Source organism: Chitinophaga oryziterrae, assembly GCF_009758125.1.
Lineage (GTDB): Bacteria > Bacteroidota > Bacteroidia > Chitinophagales > Chitinophagaceae > Chitinophaga > Chitinophaga oryziterrae.
In genome coordinates this window covers 226,303-243,938 of record NZ_WRXO01000004.1, presented here as the reverse complement: position 1 = coordinate 243,938, position 17,636 = coordinate 226,303, and the positions used below count along the sequence as shown (strand labels likewise).

Sequence of the window (17,636 nt, the reverse complement as noted above, 5' to 3'; positions counted from 1 at the left end):
TCAAATATCTAACAATTGAAATACACACTGAAAGGCCTCTGCATAATTAGTTCCTGATTGCCCCCCACGATATGCAGCAATACCTTTTACTACCTCTACAGACCTAGGATGTGGATAAGGCCTCATTACACCTCTATATGCCTCCAATGCTTTCAGTTTTTTTGCAAGAAAATCCTGCCCAATTTCAACAAATGCATTGGGTTGAAAATTATTTCCATCTACAGGGAATGACCAATCAGTTGAAGAAAGAACTTCCATAAAATACAATCCTTTGATCCTTTTTACAGGTTTTCTCTGAAAAAGCCGGGAAGCAGCCTGACATGCTTTTGAAACATGGTAATGATCATTATTCAGATCATAAGGATGATGCGTAAAGATATAATCTGGCTGTACCTCTTCAATTACTTTCTCAATAAATTGCACCATTTCCAAATGAGGAACTGTGTTAAACTTTATATTGGGAAATGTACCTAGAATAGGAGGTTCACATCCTAATATATACTGTGCCTTACAAGCATCATTATATAATTCTGTCAAATCTGGTCTATGTCTTCTTGCATCTACATCTCCAGACAGTATACAATTATATACCTTGCTTCCATTTGATGCAAATTTGGCGGCACTCGCTCCAAAGCCTAAAACTTCGTCATCCGGATGAGCTGTAACGGAAAGAATTATTGAATCATTCATTCTAAATTCATAGTTTTAAAATATTAGTACAGTAATAAATAGAGTAACTAAAGTCTCTATATTAAGTATTTGTAATGTAATTGTCTCATTTCGCTATAATTCGGAGACAGGTTTACATTTGTAAAAATTTGATTCGCCAGTAACATATTATAATATACTAATTTAGGGTTCTACTAAGAGTACCTCTTTAACCAAAACTCTTAATTGTATTCGACAACCCTTCTTCTACACTAAAAGGAAGCCTGTCAACTTTTAAAACACGTTTTAATTTTCCATTGGATACCATGTAACTTTCTGTCAGTTTTTGCAATCTATGAGAATTTAAAGGCAACCTGCCAATATCGCCAATCTTAGCCATTGCTATCAACAAGCCCTTTGGAATATACCATACTCTTGCAGAACGATTCATCGCGCGTGCTATCAGCTTTACCAATTGCTTAGTAGAGAGCCCCTCATCATCCGCTACATTGTATATTCCAGATGGAATATCCTTATTTCTAATTATTTCTCTTATTACAAACAAGAGATTATCTATTCCCAGAAAAGAACGTCTATTATCAAATGCAGCCAATGGATAAGGAATCCCTCTTTTAATAAAACCGTATAACAGGTTGAGATTTCCTTTATTTCCCGGACCATGGATCATACAAGGACGTAAAATGACCAATCGTTTATCAGTTGGTAAAGGTTGAGATAACAAGTATTCTTCCGCTCTAAGTTTAGATAATCCGTAAGGTGTTTGTGGGTTAGGAACCAACTCTTCATCCAGGATGTTATCTACTGCGTCAGCGGCGGCTTTCACACTACTGAAATAAATAAAATCCTTTGCACCACTTGAAAGAAAGTGCTTAAATAATTGCTTCGTAAGCTCAGTATTTATAAGGAAATATTCTTCAGGGGCACTCACATTTTTCAGGTCATGTGCCTTTCCTGCCAGATGAATATATACGTCGTATGCTGTTTTATCCGTCACATTCTGTCGGATATCCTCCCAGGTTATTGCATTATTACCGGCTGATTGCCGTGTAACTTCAGTAATACTCATTCCTTCAGACAGTAGGTATGCAGATAGATTCTTACCTACAAATCCGCTTGCACCGGTTAGCAATGTGTTCATATCTGTTTGTTTGAAGAAAACCGGGTAATTAAATCATGATATTGACCGGCTACAATTTCCTTTGAATAATTATCCACTATAAACTGTCGTCCCTTCAAACCTTCTTCTACCAAAAGATGTCGCTCTTCATATGCTTTCAATATAGCAGCAGTATATTGGTCATTATCGTCGAGCGGTACCGTACGATTATAACCCGCCTTTTTCATCAGATTGCTTAGAGGCGAATTTGCGCCTGTACTTACAACGGCTGCCCTTGCTGAAGACATGATATTATATATTTTGGAAGGAAACCCGTCACCGTCCAATTCAGGAGTCATTACGATAGTATGAATATCCGCACTGGCATTTATTTCAGGCATCAATTCTCTCGGCTGATAATCCAGCAAAAGGATATTTTTAATACTATATCGATTAATTTCAGACTTTAACCATTCCTTTCGGTTACCATCACCTATGATCAGGAACAAGATTGGTTTGCCTGCAAGTTGCCTTGCTGCCTGAATTACCGGATTCCAATTTTGTGCAAACCCAATATTGCCAGCATAAGCCACTACAAATTTATCATCCAGGTGATATTGAGAAGAAAAAGAATTTTTTCTTTTCCCCGGAATATACAATTGCGTATCCACAAAATTAGGGATGACAGACAACTTATTCTGATCTTTAAAACGTGGGCGTATAATATCAGAGAACTTACTATCGATCGTAACAACCGCAACACTCCTATCGTAAATAAATCTTTCGATCGCCTTTAAAATATTGATTATAAAACGGTTCTTGACTCCCCCCTGATTGATGATAAAATCCGGATAGATTTCCTGTACGTTATAAATGGCTTTTCCGCCCTTCAATTTTGCAATAATATAGCCTACAATACCGATTGTTAACGGAGGTGAAGGCGAAAGTACAATATCAATATTTTTCATTGCCCCTCCTATTAAAACAGCGTAAACATGGAATTTTACGAAATCCACTATACGACGTAATGTTCCACGGGCTTTTACCATAGGAATATGGTATACCTTTATCCCATCGTATGTACTCGTATAATATAAGCCGCCTTTTCGCTTAGTTAACGGCTGTGTTTCAACTTTTGTTGCCACCTTGTTATAATGCGGAGTAGAGGTAAGTACAACTATTTCATGTCCCAGTTTTTTCAATTCAGAAACCAGGTCTGCATATAAATAAGCGGTGGAGACGCCATCCGGCTTAAAGACAATAGAATGAATCAGTATTCTTGCCATTATTCCTTTTAATTTAATTTTTTACAGAAATTCATTCCAGACAACACGCTTATATAATCTGCATATGAAGTAATGATCCTTATTACTTTATCAGAAACATTCGGAATGGAATAATCAGCCACTTCAATATCACTGATAAGATCAACTAAGGGTCTATCTTTATCAGGATCTGACCAATGGAATCTATGGCAGTTTTACCTGCAGCGTCTAAGAAATGATCGGGCTTGCGTAACCCCGGATCTTCTATGATTCACCTGTTTGTAGCAAACATTCATATAAGCCCCAATCATCTTTCGTAAACAGGTATTATTGAGCATTCGCGTAACTTTTACGCGTATCCGGTCACTATACCCTTCATACACTTTACCTCCTGGATAAATGGGGAATCCGGTCAGAATCCGGGCTGTATGCTCTCTTTGTTGCAAGGCTTTGGCAAAGGTAAGTGCTTTTTAAATCCCGCTCCGGATAAGACCATTTACTTAGAATAAAGACCTTTAGATTTCTTCCAGCCATCAGAATTATTTTCCAACTCTTAATACACCTGTTACTGTTTTGCAACGCTCTTTTATATTATTCAAGAATATTACGGGCCAATCCTTATTCATACATGGACGCTCCACTAAAACAAAAAACATAGAGGATACTATCATAATAAACGTAATCAGCAACGCATAATATATGACCAGGTTTAAGTAATAAGATTTAAAAAACAAGTGATGCAGATATTGATTACCAACAAGAGATATAAGCGCATAATGAATCAGGTATATAGAATAACACATTCCTCCTGTAATTGAAATAATATTACTTGACAGAAAACCTTTCATGTAATTCTGGAACATACACATGTAGTTGAAGATAGCGATCCAGATAAATAGCAGGCTGCTGAAAAGAATATTTGCTGGGTTATCATTATATGCATATGTAAAAAAAATCATACTAAAAGATACAGATCCTATGAGCATTACCCACACCACCTTTAACTTCTTTCCCACATCATTTGTGACTTTAAAATCTGCAAATAAAAGGCCAATTAAAAAAAATTGCAAATAATCTATAATCGATCTCAAAGGAAACGTGTGTAAACCTTGAAATATAATCACTGCAAATGATGCGAGTATCAATACCATTCTCCTTTTTTCTTTCGAAAGCAGAAATACTTTTGCAAGTAATGGAGCTAATAAATAAAACTGTACTTCTATTTCAAGGCTCCATGCTACTGAATTTATCAGAGGTAAGATCCCTCTGCCGTAGAAAAAATTATGCGTATATGTTAGAGATGCCAGCAGACTTGGCAAAAGTTGGGAGAACGTATATTTATGAACAACATAAACATATACAAAAAAAAGAATAACCATAATAATTATATACGGAGGTTCCAACCGGGTAATTCTTCTTTTGTAATAATTTTTCAAGCGTACATCTTTACCACTTCCCAAGTATTTATTTGCAAAAGGCAATCCTAAGATATATCCACTTATTACAAAAAATAATTCTACACCGATCCTTCCGGTACCTGCTAATGAATTCCAGATTGAAAGCAAAGTATTAGACACAGACACACTATTTATCTCCTCCATCTTTGCAATCCAAAATCCATTCATATGAAAAATAACAACGCTGGTTATTGCTATGAATCGCAATCCATCAATTTCGGGGACATACATCCCATTAGAAGTAATTCTTCTGAGGTTCAAAAAGGGTAGCTGATCCTTCATTTTGTTTATTTAGTAACGAGAGTATTCGATTACAATAATACGAATATTGTATAATTACAAACCCGTACGCAAATCTCATTCCTAAAATAAACATCCCGACGAATAAAATAGTTTAAAAAAAGATCAGTATTTAAATCTTGAAAAGATGCCTATCGTATTAAGTCTATCTTACTTTAATAATAATAATGTGCCCTGTTGTTTCATCTGTTGTTTCTTACTATCTGTGTAGGTAATTACCCATAGGTAGCTGCCTACAGGTAGGCCAATACCTTTCTGGTATCCGTCCCATCCCCATCGGGGATCATGAGTTTCAAATACCAATTGTCCCCAACGACCATATACTGCCATTCGGAAATCACTAATATCGTCCTGTATTTTTGCCTTGAATATATCGTTAACTCCATCCCCATTGGGACTAAAAGCATTGGGGACAAATACTGCACAGTCACGCCATTCTTTAGAGATCTCTACATCGCCTTCTACTATACATTCATGACTATCTGTTATACGATAATGATACTCCCCTTCATTTAGATGACGAATAATGCTGTCTGACTGAAACATATACCCTGATATGCTGTATGTGTAAGGACGAGTGCCACCGGCAGCGACGAGGATTATCTCACCATTTTTCACATCACTGCAAGAGACTGGTCTGGTGGATGCAGATATTACCGACAAAGCGGAAGGCGCACTAATATAAAGACTATCAATATTCAAAGTGCAGTTATAAGAATCCTTAATGATAGCACTATATACGCCTGCAGATAAATTATTAAAAATGGAGGATTGCTGAAAAGATGTGCCATTATCGATGCTGAAGCTATATGGCTGTATACCACCTGTTGCATCCAATGATATCCTGGCACTCCTTCCTCCATAACAATCATCATTCGTGATTGCCGCACTAGCCTTGAGTTCATATTCACCTACAACAACCTCACTTTTGGTACTGGTACCATTAGCAGCTGTAACTGTTACTTCATAACTTCCGGCAGCGAGATTAGCAACCCTGTTAGATGTTTGTCCACCAGGCTGCCATTCATATGTATATGGCCCTATACTATCAACCACCCTAACAATAGCATCACCAGTACTGGCAGCTTTACAGGTATTTTGAACAGATATTACAAGCTGAGGGATCTCACGGATGGAAGCTGAAAGATTATCGACTAACACACCAGAAAAAACACTGCTTTTACACTTTACATCTATATACGGACCGAGAATAATTTGCTTATATGCTTTCGTAGGAGTAATAACAGCTGTATATCTTTTCCAGTCAGTATGATAAAATTCTCCTGACTTCCACAAAGTATCCGGTATCTCACCTTTATTACTTCCATATATGGCAAATGAACCATTACATATATCTTTAGTATAATAAGGGGGATAAGCCAAATCAAAAGATAAAACATACATCTTTCCGGCTTTCAGACCGACCTCTATATCAAGGGCAAATTTCTCCGGCCAGCTCGCGTTATATATTCCGCCAATATAAGTTTTCCCATCAGAAGGTTTTAAAGAAACACCTGCAAAACCTGGCTGGGTATCAGGAGACTTACTATATAAGTACCAAGGAGCAGGGACATTAGATGTTTGAGCTTTCCCTTCGAATGAAGGGTTCTCCAACTTAATATCCTGTGCATCCAAATAATGATGATAGGTAAATAATAAAAATAACAGGAGAATAACTTTAAGAGCTGTCCTGGCATAGTTATTCAACACAGCTAAATTAACTGCACTTAAAATTGGCTTCATAGGTATAGCGCATCAAAAATTCATAGGATGTTAATAAGAGGATAATTCTCTTAATAGCGCATTAAATTGTCTATAGTATAAATAAAATCTACGGAATAGAAAATCACTAAATTTTCATAGGATAAAGGCTTATGATTTCAAGAATAGTTGGAAAATGACTATTGACTTATCTATAAATATATGATAGCATACTCTCAATACAAATATATATAAAATATACTAATTTATAAAATAATAAATATTTTATAAATTAGTAATCACCTTTATTGCTCGGCCTTGCATAACATTTAAATGTTATACAAGGCCAAAGATCTAACATAAATAATCTGGAATTTCATTCGCCCCGCTACTGGTTATTCTCTAATTTAACCACTCCTAGTGCTTCTTTCACAATAGATCGGAATTTATCTTCTGACATATATTGAGTAGCTGCATAGCGAATATTTCCTTCCTTTATGGGGCGACCTCTATGAATACCGCTTGAATCAACAATTATTAATGTCCCTGCCTTTCCCGTTATATTCTTAACCCTATAATTATTGCTAGCTAACAATTTTTCAATATTCTCATCTTTATAACGAGAGGCATCTAGTCCAACGTTCATTAGACGATTAGTCTTCCATTTTTCAAATGGTGTATGTGTGGCAGGTATATATTGAAAACATCCAGTATTCTCATCAACATCATTAAGGTACATCAAAAATTTCAACTGTCTCCTGGTAACGGTATCACGATGCCAGCCACCACCACTACCCCGATTTTTATCAGTGTAACTTACCTTATTAGCCATAATGAAATGATGACAGGAGAATTGACTAATATACTTCTTGTAAATATTTGCTAACCAGGGTTTATCAAAAACATCTCTGAACTCAGCACTTACTGTCTCAATTTCTGATACACGGGAATCACTCCCCTCAGGGTCATGCCAGGCATAACTCTTCTGCATATGTTCTTCCATACAATTAAGTAATATCTCGCATTCAGTGGGTTTAATAAAATCTGGTATGATAACAAAACCAGTTTTGCGGAGTTCACCATAAACAGAAGCATCATTTTTATCTATGTAAGATACTAGTGCTTCATTAATCAGATATTGGATTTCCTTGACAAAATATTTCATTTTAATCCGTTTTAGTTATTAATTTTTATTAAAAAATGTGCCCATATTTATCTTAATAACAATAATAAAAATTAAAAGTTCTACTCCTGTATTTAAAATGAACATAAATTATAATATAAGATTACGTCTTCGTATATAGTATAGTAAACGACCTAGTCTTTAGAATCAAAAAATGCTTCATTCTTTATCAACTTATTTTCCCATTTATAATCTTTTGAGAGTAATCTGAAAATTTGTTATGCAGATAAAGCTCACCTTATAACGACTCCCCCCACACTACCCTCTTAATATAATCAGCATATGAAATAATGATACGCACTACTTTATCCGATACATTGGGCATAGAATAATCACTTACTTCCCTGAAATTTCTTGGTTCGCGATGTTGGTATTTCAATTGCTGCAACCCCTGTAGTATTCTTTCCGGGTTTAATCCTACCATCATTACAGCCGCTTCTTCCATTGCTTCCGGCCTTTCATGCGCCTCACGAATGTTAAGTGCAGGAAAATTAAGGATAGAGGACTCTTCAGAAATAGTACCACTATCTGACAACACCGCTTTAGCCTGCATTTGAAGAGCGATGTAGTCGCTCAGGCCATATGGCTTCATTAGCTTTATCAGAGGGTCAAATGTGACTCTCTTTTCCTCTATCATTTTGCGCGTCCGGGGATGAGTACTCACTATTACAGGTAACCCGAATACTTCAACTATTTTGTTAAGCGATATTACAAGCTGTTCAAAATTCTTCTCCGAATTAATATTTTCCTCCCGGTGTGCAGATACCACAAAATATTGTTGTGCTTCCAACTGTAGCTCCTTAAGAATACCTGATACTTTTACTTTAGGCAAGTAATGATGTAGCACCTCATACATGGGGCTACCTGTTTTTATAATACGATCAGGTGATAATCCTTCCCGCAACAGATATTCCCTTGCTATATCGGAATAGGTCAGATTAATATCACTGATATGATCCACAATTTTCCGGTTTGTTTCTTCTGGTACTCTTTGATCAAAACAACGATTACCTGCCTCCATATGGAAAATAGGTATCTTTCTTTTCTTAGCAGGTATAGCACAAAGACAACTATTGGTATCTCCCAGTACCAGAAATGCATCTGGCTTTTCAACTTCCAGTAATGGATCAATTTTAATCAGAATCTGACCAATCGTTTCCGTAGCAGTTTTCCCAGCCGCTTCCAGGAAATAGTCCGGCTTACGCAGCCCCAGATCCTCAAAAAATATCTGGTTTAGTTCATAATCATAGTTTTGACCGGTATGCACCAAAATATGCTCTATCGCCTCAGATTCATCCAATTTTGCCAGTACCCTTGACAGGCGTATAATTTCAGGTCTGGTGCCTACTACTGTCAATACCTTTAATCTCTTACTTGCCATACTCATAAATAGTATCGTTAAAATCCATTTTGAACTGTTTCAAAATAAGTATCCGGGTCTTCTGGATCAAAAAATTCATTGATCCAGAATATTGTATACAACTCCTCCTCTCCAATATTTTTAATATTATGCGTATACCAAACAGGCATATCTACATAAGACGGTTCATTCCCATCCAATTCAAAATTTAAGACTTCCTTTGTATTATACCTTCTCAACTGAATCACTGCTTTTCCTTTTATTACAAGGAACCGTTCTATTTTCCTGGTATGAAAATGATTCCCCCTGGTTATCCCTGAATGGGTAGTAGAAAAAGATACCTGTCCTCCTACTTCCAGTTTGATCATTTCTACAAATACACCTCTATTATCAGCGTGTTGCTTTAATTTAAACGGGAAATAAGTCCGATGATCAATATAACTTCTAAATGTATTAAATAAGTTAATACTGAATTTATCAGGCAATTCAGGGAAAATACCCTGCTCCAGATACAATCTTTTAAACTGCATTAGCCTCAAAAGGATTTCTGAAACGTAACTTTCACTGGTGGACCTTACTTCATAAGCAGCATCATTATTAACATTTCGAATAACGTTAATAATCTCTTCAGCTAATTCATCAACATAGATCAACTTCAAAAACCCATCCTGATCTATTTTAGGACTCAACCCATTACATAGCTGATGACAAAAAGTAGCAATTACAGAGTTATAAAAGGGCTTCCCGAACGGACCAAATACGTTAGGTATCACCATCCCTGTGAAACTTGCCTGGTTATTACCAGCCCATTCCTCCAAAAGCCCTCTACCCGTCTTTTTGGATCTGCCATATAGATTATCCCTTTCTTCCTGGGTAGAAGAAGAAAAAATAACATGCGGGCTATTACCAGCCATATTAAGGGCTTTCAACAGCTTTTGTATAAGCGCCAGATTCGTATCATAAAGCACCTGTGGATCCGGATCACGGTTCACAGCAGCCAGATGCACAATCACATCACATTCCTTTACCCAGTCTGCTAAAGCGGTTTCCGAATCAAAATAAGATCTACTGAAAGGAATAAGCAAATATTCCTCTTTTAACAGGCTTACCTTATTAAACAGGTGAGTTCCAACAAAACCGTTTTGTCCCGTGATTCCAATTCTTTTCATTATATATAGTTCAAGACCAGCCAAAGGAGCGAAATAAAAGACTATATGCAATCAAATCAGCTAATTGAATACAGATTATTCTTTAATTGTTCTTTTACGTAATCCAGATTAAGCAATAACTCTTTTAGTTCATCATTACTTAACCTATACGTATTATGAGAATGGTAATCCTGCGCTTCTGCAATTCTATTATTTCCTTCTGAAAAATACTTAGCATAATTAAGATCACGATCATCCGCAGCAATGCGGTAATAATCACCAAGATCCTCCGCCTTACCAAATTCTTCTCTGGTTAATAAAGTTTCGTACAATTTCTCACCATGCCGGGTACCAATAATTTGCAGCTCGCTCTTCGCATCAAAAATATCCATCAGGACCTCAGCCAATTGTTTAATAGTAGATGCTGGTGATTTCTGTACAAAGATATCACCTGGATTCGCGTTCTTATAAGCAAACAATACAAGCTCTACTGCATTGTCCAGCGACATCATAAAGCGTGTCATTTCAGGATCAGTGATAGTCAGGGGATTGCCTGCTTTAATCTGTGAAATGAACAAAGGAATAACCGATCCACGGCTGGCCATTACATTGCCATACCGGGTGCAGGTGATCAAAGGATTGGAACGCAGGCGTGCTTTTGAAATAGCGACCTTTTCCATCATTGCCTTCGAAATACCCATTGCATTGATAGGATAAACGGCCTTATCTGTACCTAGACAAATTATTTTTTCAACATTATGCTTTATAGCAGCCTCTAACACATTTTCCGTTCCCAGAACATTCGTTCGCACTGCCTCCATTGGATAAAATTCACAGGAAGGCACCTGCTTTAAAGCAGCGGCATGGAAAACATAGTCAACACCCTCCATCACGTTATCAATACTTCTGAAATCCCGTACATCTCCCATGTAAAATTTCACCTTATTGCTACGCAAAAGATTACGCATATCATCCTGCTTTTTCTCATCACGGCTGAATATTCTTATTTGTTTAATATCAGTATGCAGGAACCGTTTTAAAACAGCGTTCCCAAAAGAACCTGTTCCTCCAGTTATTAAAAGTGTCTTATTTGTAAACATAATTGACGGGGCTTATAATTCGATCAAATTTATTTGTGGATTTCTATGGTGATAATCTACCTGTCGTTTATTAAGCTTAACTCAAAAAAATAATTCAATGTATCGTTCAATGATTTCATTATTTCCACCTTTCTTTTCTGCATAGTCCTGTGCTTTACGTCTCATATTCTGATAATGCTCATCTTCCATTTCCAGACAATATAGAATACATTCTCTAAAAATACTTCCTTCCAGTTCCAGGTCCCAACCAATTTCTTCTTTTGCAAGGTCTCTCCATGGAGTTTTATCCGATATGATCACAGGGCATCCTACCATTAAAGACTCTGCAATGGCATAACCAAAATTTTCACCTTTTGATGGAAGAATAAAGAAATGATATTTTGTTATCGTTTCGTGTACTTTTTCATATTGCAAATCACCTTTGTAAGTCACACAAAATCCATTTTTTCTATTTAGTTCAGTAATAATTAACTTACATCTTACTAACAGATTTTTGTCTTCCGGAGGCCCGTAAATATCTAATGTCAATTTATCATTCGGTTCCAAATCCAAATTCAACAACATTTCAAGCAGGAAATCAAGATTCTTTAATGGAGAAATGCGAGACATAAAAATCAGCTTCAGCTCTCTCTTAATTTTTACAATCGGAAAACTCATTAAAGGTTTTTTATTCATTAATACTTCCGCAATTGAAACATCAGCATTTATTCCAAAAATCCTTTTAATACTCTTCGCTTCAATATCAGTAGTGGCATGCCATTTCACGTTTCGATAAACTCCGGAATATTTCATCATGCCGATAAATATCTTTTTCTTAACCGATTTCATGGCCAGAGCGCCTTCATTAAATTCACCATGCGGGCATACGATTATTTTTTTTTGAAAAACACCTATTCTTTTTAATAAGATAATAAGAATGCTGAATTTATAATTAAAAAAACTATTCAAATGAACAGTGTCATAATTATTAAATGTTTTGATCAATCTCATTAATCGGCGAATCCTGAGATACGCTGGTGATAAATAAATTATGTTATAATTCATACTTTCAATCCAGCTATCTATAATTACAGAAGGATATGGCCTATTCTCACCTAAATCTCTATCGGCTGTAATAATTGAGAAATCAAAATACTGATTAAGTCGCTCAATCATTGCAGCTACACTACGTATCGTCCCTCCTCCTTTATATCCGGGTAAAAAATGATTAGTAAGAATCAGCACATGCTGTTTTTTTTCCATATCACATCCAATTTATAAGTAAGCACCTCGATGTCCGGGTAAAAACAATTGGTAAGAATTAATACACGTTTCATGTTTCTCACTTATGAGCGATTTTCTTTATTTCATTCCCATAATTAATTATCAAGCTATCATAATGTATCTGAAACCTTTTTAAGTTCGGAGCCTCTCCTGATACAACTGCATTCTTATGAGAATAGAAATACGTATCTTTTGACCACCAAACAATACCATCAACTTTCTTTCCCGAATAACTCGCATTCACAATATCATTAACCATATTTCTAAATTGAACTTTGGGTATCACCTTATCCCTATATTCTTTATCATTTATTTCATACCTATGCCATATAAATGGTAGAACAATCTTATTATATGCCAACGCTAAGCGAAGTGCTTCCCTGGTATCTTTCGAAAAAATGGACTCTCCTCTCTTTAAATTCCCTTTTTGCACAATATCCGGAGCTATAGAATAGCTGGAATATAAGGCCGGAAAAAAAGCATCCGTCTCTCTTAATAGTGGCGCTATTTTATCATTACTATTGACCCATGCTTCATCGTTCTTAAATATCCGTCTTCTAAAAGGAATTCCAAAAAATCCCCACATAACATTTGGTCTTATCGATTTTGCAAAGCGTATTGCTTTTGTAAATTCGTTCAATACTTTGACATAATCAGGGTCCGATTCCGCACTATTTGCCAATATGTATACTGCTTTTCCTTCCCAGTCCAAAACGCCAATACCGTCATCGTTAACGCCAGGAAATGCTTTAACTATTGCGGCTTTAAAAACACCTATATTAACCGCTGTAGGATTGTCAGGATAAATATCAGTTCCATAAATCATTTTAACAACTCCAATATTGCCCTCATTCTCTTTTAGGAAATGTTGCGCGTCAATACCACCATCATCTATTGCAACAAAAATATGCCGTCCTCTAATATAGTTCCTTGATTGCCCCAACAAAACAAGCGGCAGCATTGACAATAGAAGCATAAACAACTTACCTGCTATTAATCTGTTTATTAACATCATTTATCATTTTTAATGCTAAACAAATTTCTTTTCCTTCTTAAGTTTCTCATAATGTTCAATGTTCCTATACTTAAAAACCTTTGCGGGGTTACCACCTGCAATGGCATATTTTGGAATATTATTCACTACAACAGAACCAGCTTGTATAATCGCACCTTCACCAATTCTCACCCCACCCAGGATTATCACCTTTGACCCAATCCATACACAGTCCTCAATTACAATTGGTTTTTCTATGCTCGTCTCATCATATGGAATCGCCTCTCCTTCATAATTATGATTACTTGAAATCATGATGCAGTGAACACCGGCATGAAAATAACTTCCTATTTCAACCTTACCAAATCCATAAATTCTCATGCCATTTAAGTTTATATAATCTGACAGATAAGTATTATGATTCAGTATCGAATATTTCCAAACTTTCAGACCTTTACCACAAGATTTAGCCTTTCGTTTGACATTGTAAACATAGAAATGGCTCATCAATCCAGTAGACATTTTTCTAATTTTTGTCAGAATTCTATTTATTAACATATCTTATCCGATTTAATGAATAAAAAAATGATATAGCAAAAATTATAAGCCATGAAAAACAATTCATTTTTGCAGCAAATTCCAGTCCGTACTTTTTAAGGAAACTAACATTTAAAACTACACTAAATAAAAAGGCCGGAACAGAGGCTAGTAATAGATACCAGTTCCTTTTATAATATTGTAAAATCGGTGCAACCAGACAATAAAGTGCCTGAAAAATATTGGCTCCTACAAACCAGCCTAAAAGCGAAATACCTGCTTTATATTTCTCACCGGCAAAAAAAGGAAGAAACCTATTAACAACAGACCAAAATACGATTCCAAAAAGCAGAAATAAAAATGCTACCCCAAGACCAATTTTCAATAACTTGCCGGAATCAATTTTGTTTTTCAGACTTTCAAATACCCAGGGGAGCCATGCTGCATTAAATGACACTCCCAGAATCTGAAGAATGGAAACTATTTGAAAACTTGCAGAGTAAATTGCGACAGATTCTTCTCCTAACTGATAATTAATAATATAACGGTCGGACAAAGCAAAAGCGTATGCCAGCAGACTATTGAGGACTAGTGGAAATGAATAAACAAACGCATCTCTTATATATTGTCTCTTAACTTCGAAAGATATACTATACTTCTTTACCAGTTGCCATCCTCCAATAATGGCAAACAAAAGATAGACAAATACTTCAGCATAAACAGCAGCTCTGATGTACAATCTATGCTGCCAATACAATACAAAAATAATTACAAAATAAATTAATGATTGCCCAACAACAACAATACTAAACAGAACATTATTTCTTTCACATCGATATAATCCTCTTTCAATCGTAATTATCGAAGTAAAAAAACTGATCAATAATGCCAGGCACAACATTTCTCTGGATAATCCAATAATGCTAAATAACGCATTGCCAGATAACAAAACAAAAACCTCCAATAATCCAATGGTCCCAATATTAACAAATAGTATAGAGAATATATAAGTACCAAACTCTATCCTTTCCTTCTCATAATAGCTCCTGATAACAGCCTCTGATAAAGATAATCCAACCAAAGGAATACATATATTCATCGTAGCTCTGTAAATAGAAAATGTGCCATATTCATTCAATGTAAAGGCTCTCGTAAACAATGGCAGCAAAAAAAAAGGAAATGCCTTATTAACAAAGTTAATAATTGTGTAAATCGCAGAGGACCTAATCAAATTAGAATGCCTCAATGCGTTTATTCTATATAAAAGTTTAATTTCCATTTAATTCAATAAAATCGTTTTGAAAATTTGTTTATAGTATGATTGTACATTTTCAACCGCTTCAATATACTCTTCATTTAGCAAGTCTTTTTGAAGAGTTACAATTTCTATTGAGCAATGAGGATATAGCAATTTCAAAGAATATAGAGCAGTAGAATAGAATGAACAGATATGAGATGGTACAATATTACTTTCAATGAATCCCAACTCAACAATATTATCCAATCGCAATATTTTCAGGTCACATATGTTCGCCAGCACTTCCAAAGTTTCTTTTTCTTCATATCTATGAGGCAAATAAATGAATTCAAACGGAGCGTAATATGTTCTCACTTTCCTAATCAAATCAATGTAGATTTCAATAGATCTCATAACACCTGATTTAACCATTTCACCACCAATGAAATAAATCTTCGTACTATAATTTGATTCCCACGCAACATTAATCGCTGAACTCTTCAAGTACTCAAATTGATGCTTTAATATCTCCCCATTATTCAAAGGCTTAAATTCAAACATCGTAAACCAATTAATATTAACATTTCTTTTTACGGATAATCCATTAGCATAAGCCAACAGCTGTTTAAATATATCCCTCACAGTCATTTTTCCATAACTACCTCTCATCGATGTAATATGATCAACCAATTGACTATTTAATACCAGCGTTGAGTTACCATCATCAAGGAGAAACAGTTTATCATACGCGAGATTGCAAGCAAAGGATCTCATTGAGAACTCACGATAGTCTCCAATGAATAAATTCAGGAATCGCTCATTACGCATTTTTTTCATCAATTTCATTTTCCTGTTCAGAAACCATAAATCAGAGGTGTAGTGTATATAGATAATCTCATCATCAATAAATCTCTTAATTATCTTTAACATAAAGGAGTTCTGCAGTTCATTCTTCCCAATAAAAACAACAAAAATGCTGTTTACTCCGTTAAACTTATTCTTTGCTTCTAATGCACCTGCTAATTGGAGCGGCGACGCAACAATAAAAATATTCCTCATGATAAACTTTCGGCTTTTAAGATGATTGAATTATAAATATTCACGCGTCTCTGATTCTCGCTACTGGTATTAAATTCATCAGCTATCAATGCAAAAAACAGCAACCAAATCATACTATACCCTCTCATATATGAACCATAAAATATGCAAATGATCAGGAATGCAACAATCCCTACATAAGCTAATCCAAGGTTTCTTTTTATCGCGGATATCATTATTTTAAATATTGCTATTACAAAGATAAAATACACAATTCCATGAAAGGCCAGCATCAATCCAAACCACGTTTCGCCGGTACCAACTGTCTCAGAAAAATATTTACTCTTATCAATCTTACCTGCGCCCAATAACCAATTATGCATAAAAATGTCCAAATACTGCTTCCACATAATATACCTATCAAGATCTTCAATACTCCGGTAATCAGCGTATTTAACATTACGTACAAAAATAGAATCCAGCAATTCGTTATGTGTTGACTGTACAAGCTGGCCCATAAACGCTGATGCTATTAGAGCAAATAAAAAAACAACAGGAAACATGAAATAAAAAACCGGCCATTTATTCATCGGAATAAACCGCCTGACAAGAGTAAGTAAAAAATAAAAACCACAGATTAAGTAAATAGTTCTTGAACCAGAAAACATTACAAAATAAAGTGCAAGAACAATAACCATAATATCAAACATCTTCCTTTTCCCTGGCTTTTCTGCATTTGCAAGAAAAACTAAAAAGGCAAAAGCTCCTGTATAAGGTGGCGACAAATATGAGAATAAGGATATTTTCCAAAAAAATTCGGGATGAATGCTTTGACCTGGCAAAAAGCCATAAGAATTAGCATTTAAATAATATGAAATTACCGCAATAATAATTTGAGCAACAAATATCATATTGATGAACTTCAATGAGATAAATGCTCGCCTGTTTGCCAGAATTATATATGCGGGAAGTATATCAATTGCCGTACTTAATATCAATGAAAATTCGCCTCTTGCCGTATTAACCAAAATAACAACACCAAGGAATATTAAAAAAAACAAGTTAATATTATTTATATTTTTAGGCCGAAAAAGACTTAGTTGTGCAATTACAAAAAGTATAACGGGAAACTGCAAGAAAATAAATATTGAAATGGAATCGAGCTCTTCAAATTTCATCAAATTTGAAAGAATCCAATAATAACCCAAAACTAACAATACTCTAAAATCAACTCTATTATTCTTTTTTATTCCACTAAAATAAGTCCAGTTATTACTCTCCATAAAAA

General features: G+C 35.3%; 15 protein-coding genes. All 15 read right to left on the bottom strand.

Translation table 11 applies throughout. The annotated features are described in order from the left end of the window. Window positions 1–690, bottom strand: a complete 690-nt coding sequence (locus GO495_RS16000) for a PIG-L deacetylase family protein (RefSeq protein ID WP_157300725.1) — start codon at window positions 688–690, stop codon at window positions 1–3. A gap of 187 nt (window positions 691–877) precedes the next feature. Then, entirely contained in the window at window positions 878–1,807 is a 930-nt protein-coding gene (locus GO495_RS15995) for an NAD-dependent epimerase/dehydratase family protein (protein ID WP_157300724.1), read from the bottom strand. After that, window positions 1,804–3,051 (bottom strand): glycosyltransferase family 4 protein, encoded by a 1,248-nt coding sequence (locus tag GO495_RS15990; protein WP_157300723.1) that lies wholly within the window; start codon window positions 3,049–3,051, stop codon window positions 1,804–1,806. Before GO495_RS15990 ends, GO495_RS15995 begins: the two co-directional genes overlap by 4 nt. 518 nt (window positions 3,052–3,569) lie before the next feature. Then, on the bottom strand, window positions 3,570–4,769 hold the full coding sequence (locus GO495_RS15985) for an acyltransferase family protein (RefSeq protein WP_157300722.1): 1,200 nt from the start codon (window positions 4,767–4,769) through the stop codon (window positions 3,570–3,572). Window positions 4,770–4,937: 168 nt separating this feature from the next. After that, complete coding sequence (locus tag GO495_RS15980) at window positions 4,938–6,530, bottom strand: T9SS type B sorting domain-containing protein (protein ID WP_157300721.1); 1,593 nt, start codon at window positions 6,528–6,530, stop codon at window positions 4,938–4,940. A gap of 346 nt (window positions 6,531–6,876) precedes the next feature. Beyond that, window positions 6,877–7,653, bottom strand: coding sequence for a phytanoyl-CoA dioxygenase family protein (locus tag GO495_RS15975; protein WP_157300720.1), 777 nt, complete (start codon window positions 7,651–7,653; stop codon window positions 6,877–6,879). A gap of 256 nt (window positions 7,654–7,909) precedes the next feature. Beyond that, window positions 7,910–9,052 carry a non-hydrolyzing UDP-N-acetylglucosamine 2-epimerase gene (gene wecB, locus GO495_RS15970; RefSeq protein ID WP_157300719.1) on the bottom strand — a complete coding sequence of 381 codons (1,143 nt, stop codon included), beginning with the start codon at window positions 9,050–9,052 and terminating at the stop codon, window positions 7,910–7,912. Window positions 9,053–9,069: 17 nt separating this feature from the next. After that, window positions 9,070–10,200 carry a polysaccharide biosynthesis C-terminal domain-containing protein gene (locus GO495_RS15965; RefSeq protein WP_157300718.1) on the bottom strand — a complete coding sequence of 377 codons (1,131 nt, stop codon included), beginning with the start codon at window positions 10,198–10,200 and terminating at the stop codon, window positions 9,070–9,072. A 56-nt stretch (window positions 10,201–10,256) separates the two neighbouring features. Then, window positions 10,257–11,279: a polysaccharide biosynthesis protein gene (locus GO495_RS15960; protein ID WP_157300717.1), complete on the bottom strand. Its 1,023-nt coding sequence runs from the start codon at window positions 11,277–11,279 to the stop codon at window positions 10,257–10,259. A gap of 81 nt (window positions 11,280–11,360) precedes the next feature. Then, window positions 11,361–12,521 (bottom strand): glycosyltransferase, encoded by a 1,161-nt coding sequence (locus GO495_RS15955; RefSeq protein ID WP_157300716.1) that lies wholly within the window; start codon window positions 12,519–12,521, stop codon window positions 11,361–11,363. A gap of 79 nt (window positions 12,522–12,600) precedes the next feature. Further along, entirely contained in the window at window positions 12,601–13,557 is a 957-nt protein-coding gene (locus tag GO495_RS15950) for a hypothetical protein (protein WP_157300715.1), read from the bottom strand. 15 nt (window positions 13,558–13,572) lie between these two features. Continuing rightward, complete coding sequence (locus tag GO495_RS15945) at window positions 13,573–14,058, bottom strand: acyltransferase (protein WP_205691276.1); 486 nt, start codon at window positions 14,056–14,058, stop codon at window positions 13,573–13,575. A 22-nt stretch (window positions 14,059–14,080) separates the two neighbouring features. Beyond that, on the bottom strand, window positions 14,081–15,352 hold the full coding sequence (locus tag GO495_RS15940) for a lipopolysaccharide biosynthesis protein (protein ID WP_157300713.1): 1,272 nt from the start codon (window positions 15,350–15,352) through the stop codon (window positions 14,081–14,083). Then, window positions 15,353–16,369: a hypothetical protein gene (locus tag GO495_RS15935; protein ID WP_157300712.1), complete on the bottom strand. Its 1,017-nt coding sequence runs from the start codon at window positions 16,367–16,369 to the stop codon at window positions 15,353–15,355. Further along, window positions 16,366–17,631, bottom strand: coding sequence for an O-antigen ligase family protein (locus GO495_RS15930; RefSeq protein ID WP_157300711.1), 1,266 nt, complete (start codon window positions 17,629–17,631; stop codon window positions 16,366–16,368). The genes GO495_RS15935 and GO495_RS15930 overlap by 4 nt, the downstream gene beginning before the upstream one ends. Window positions 17,632–17,636: the final 5 nt, after the last annotated feature.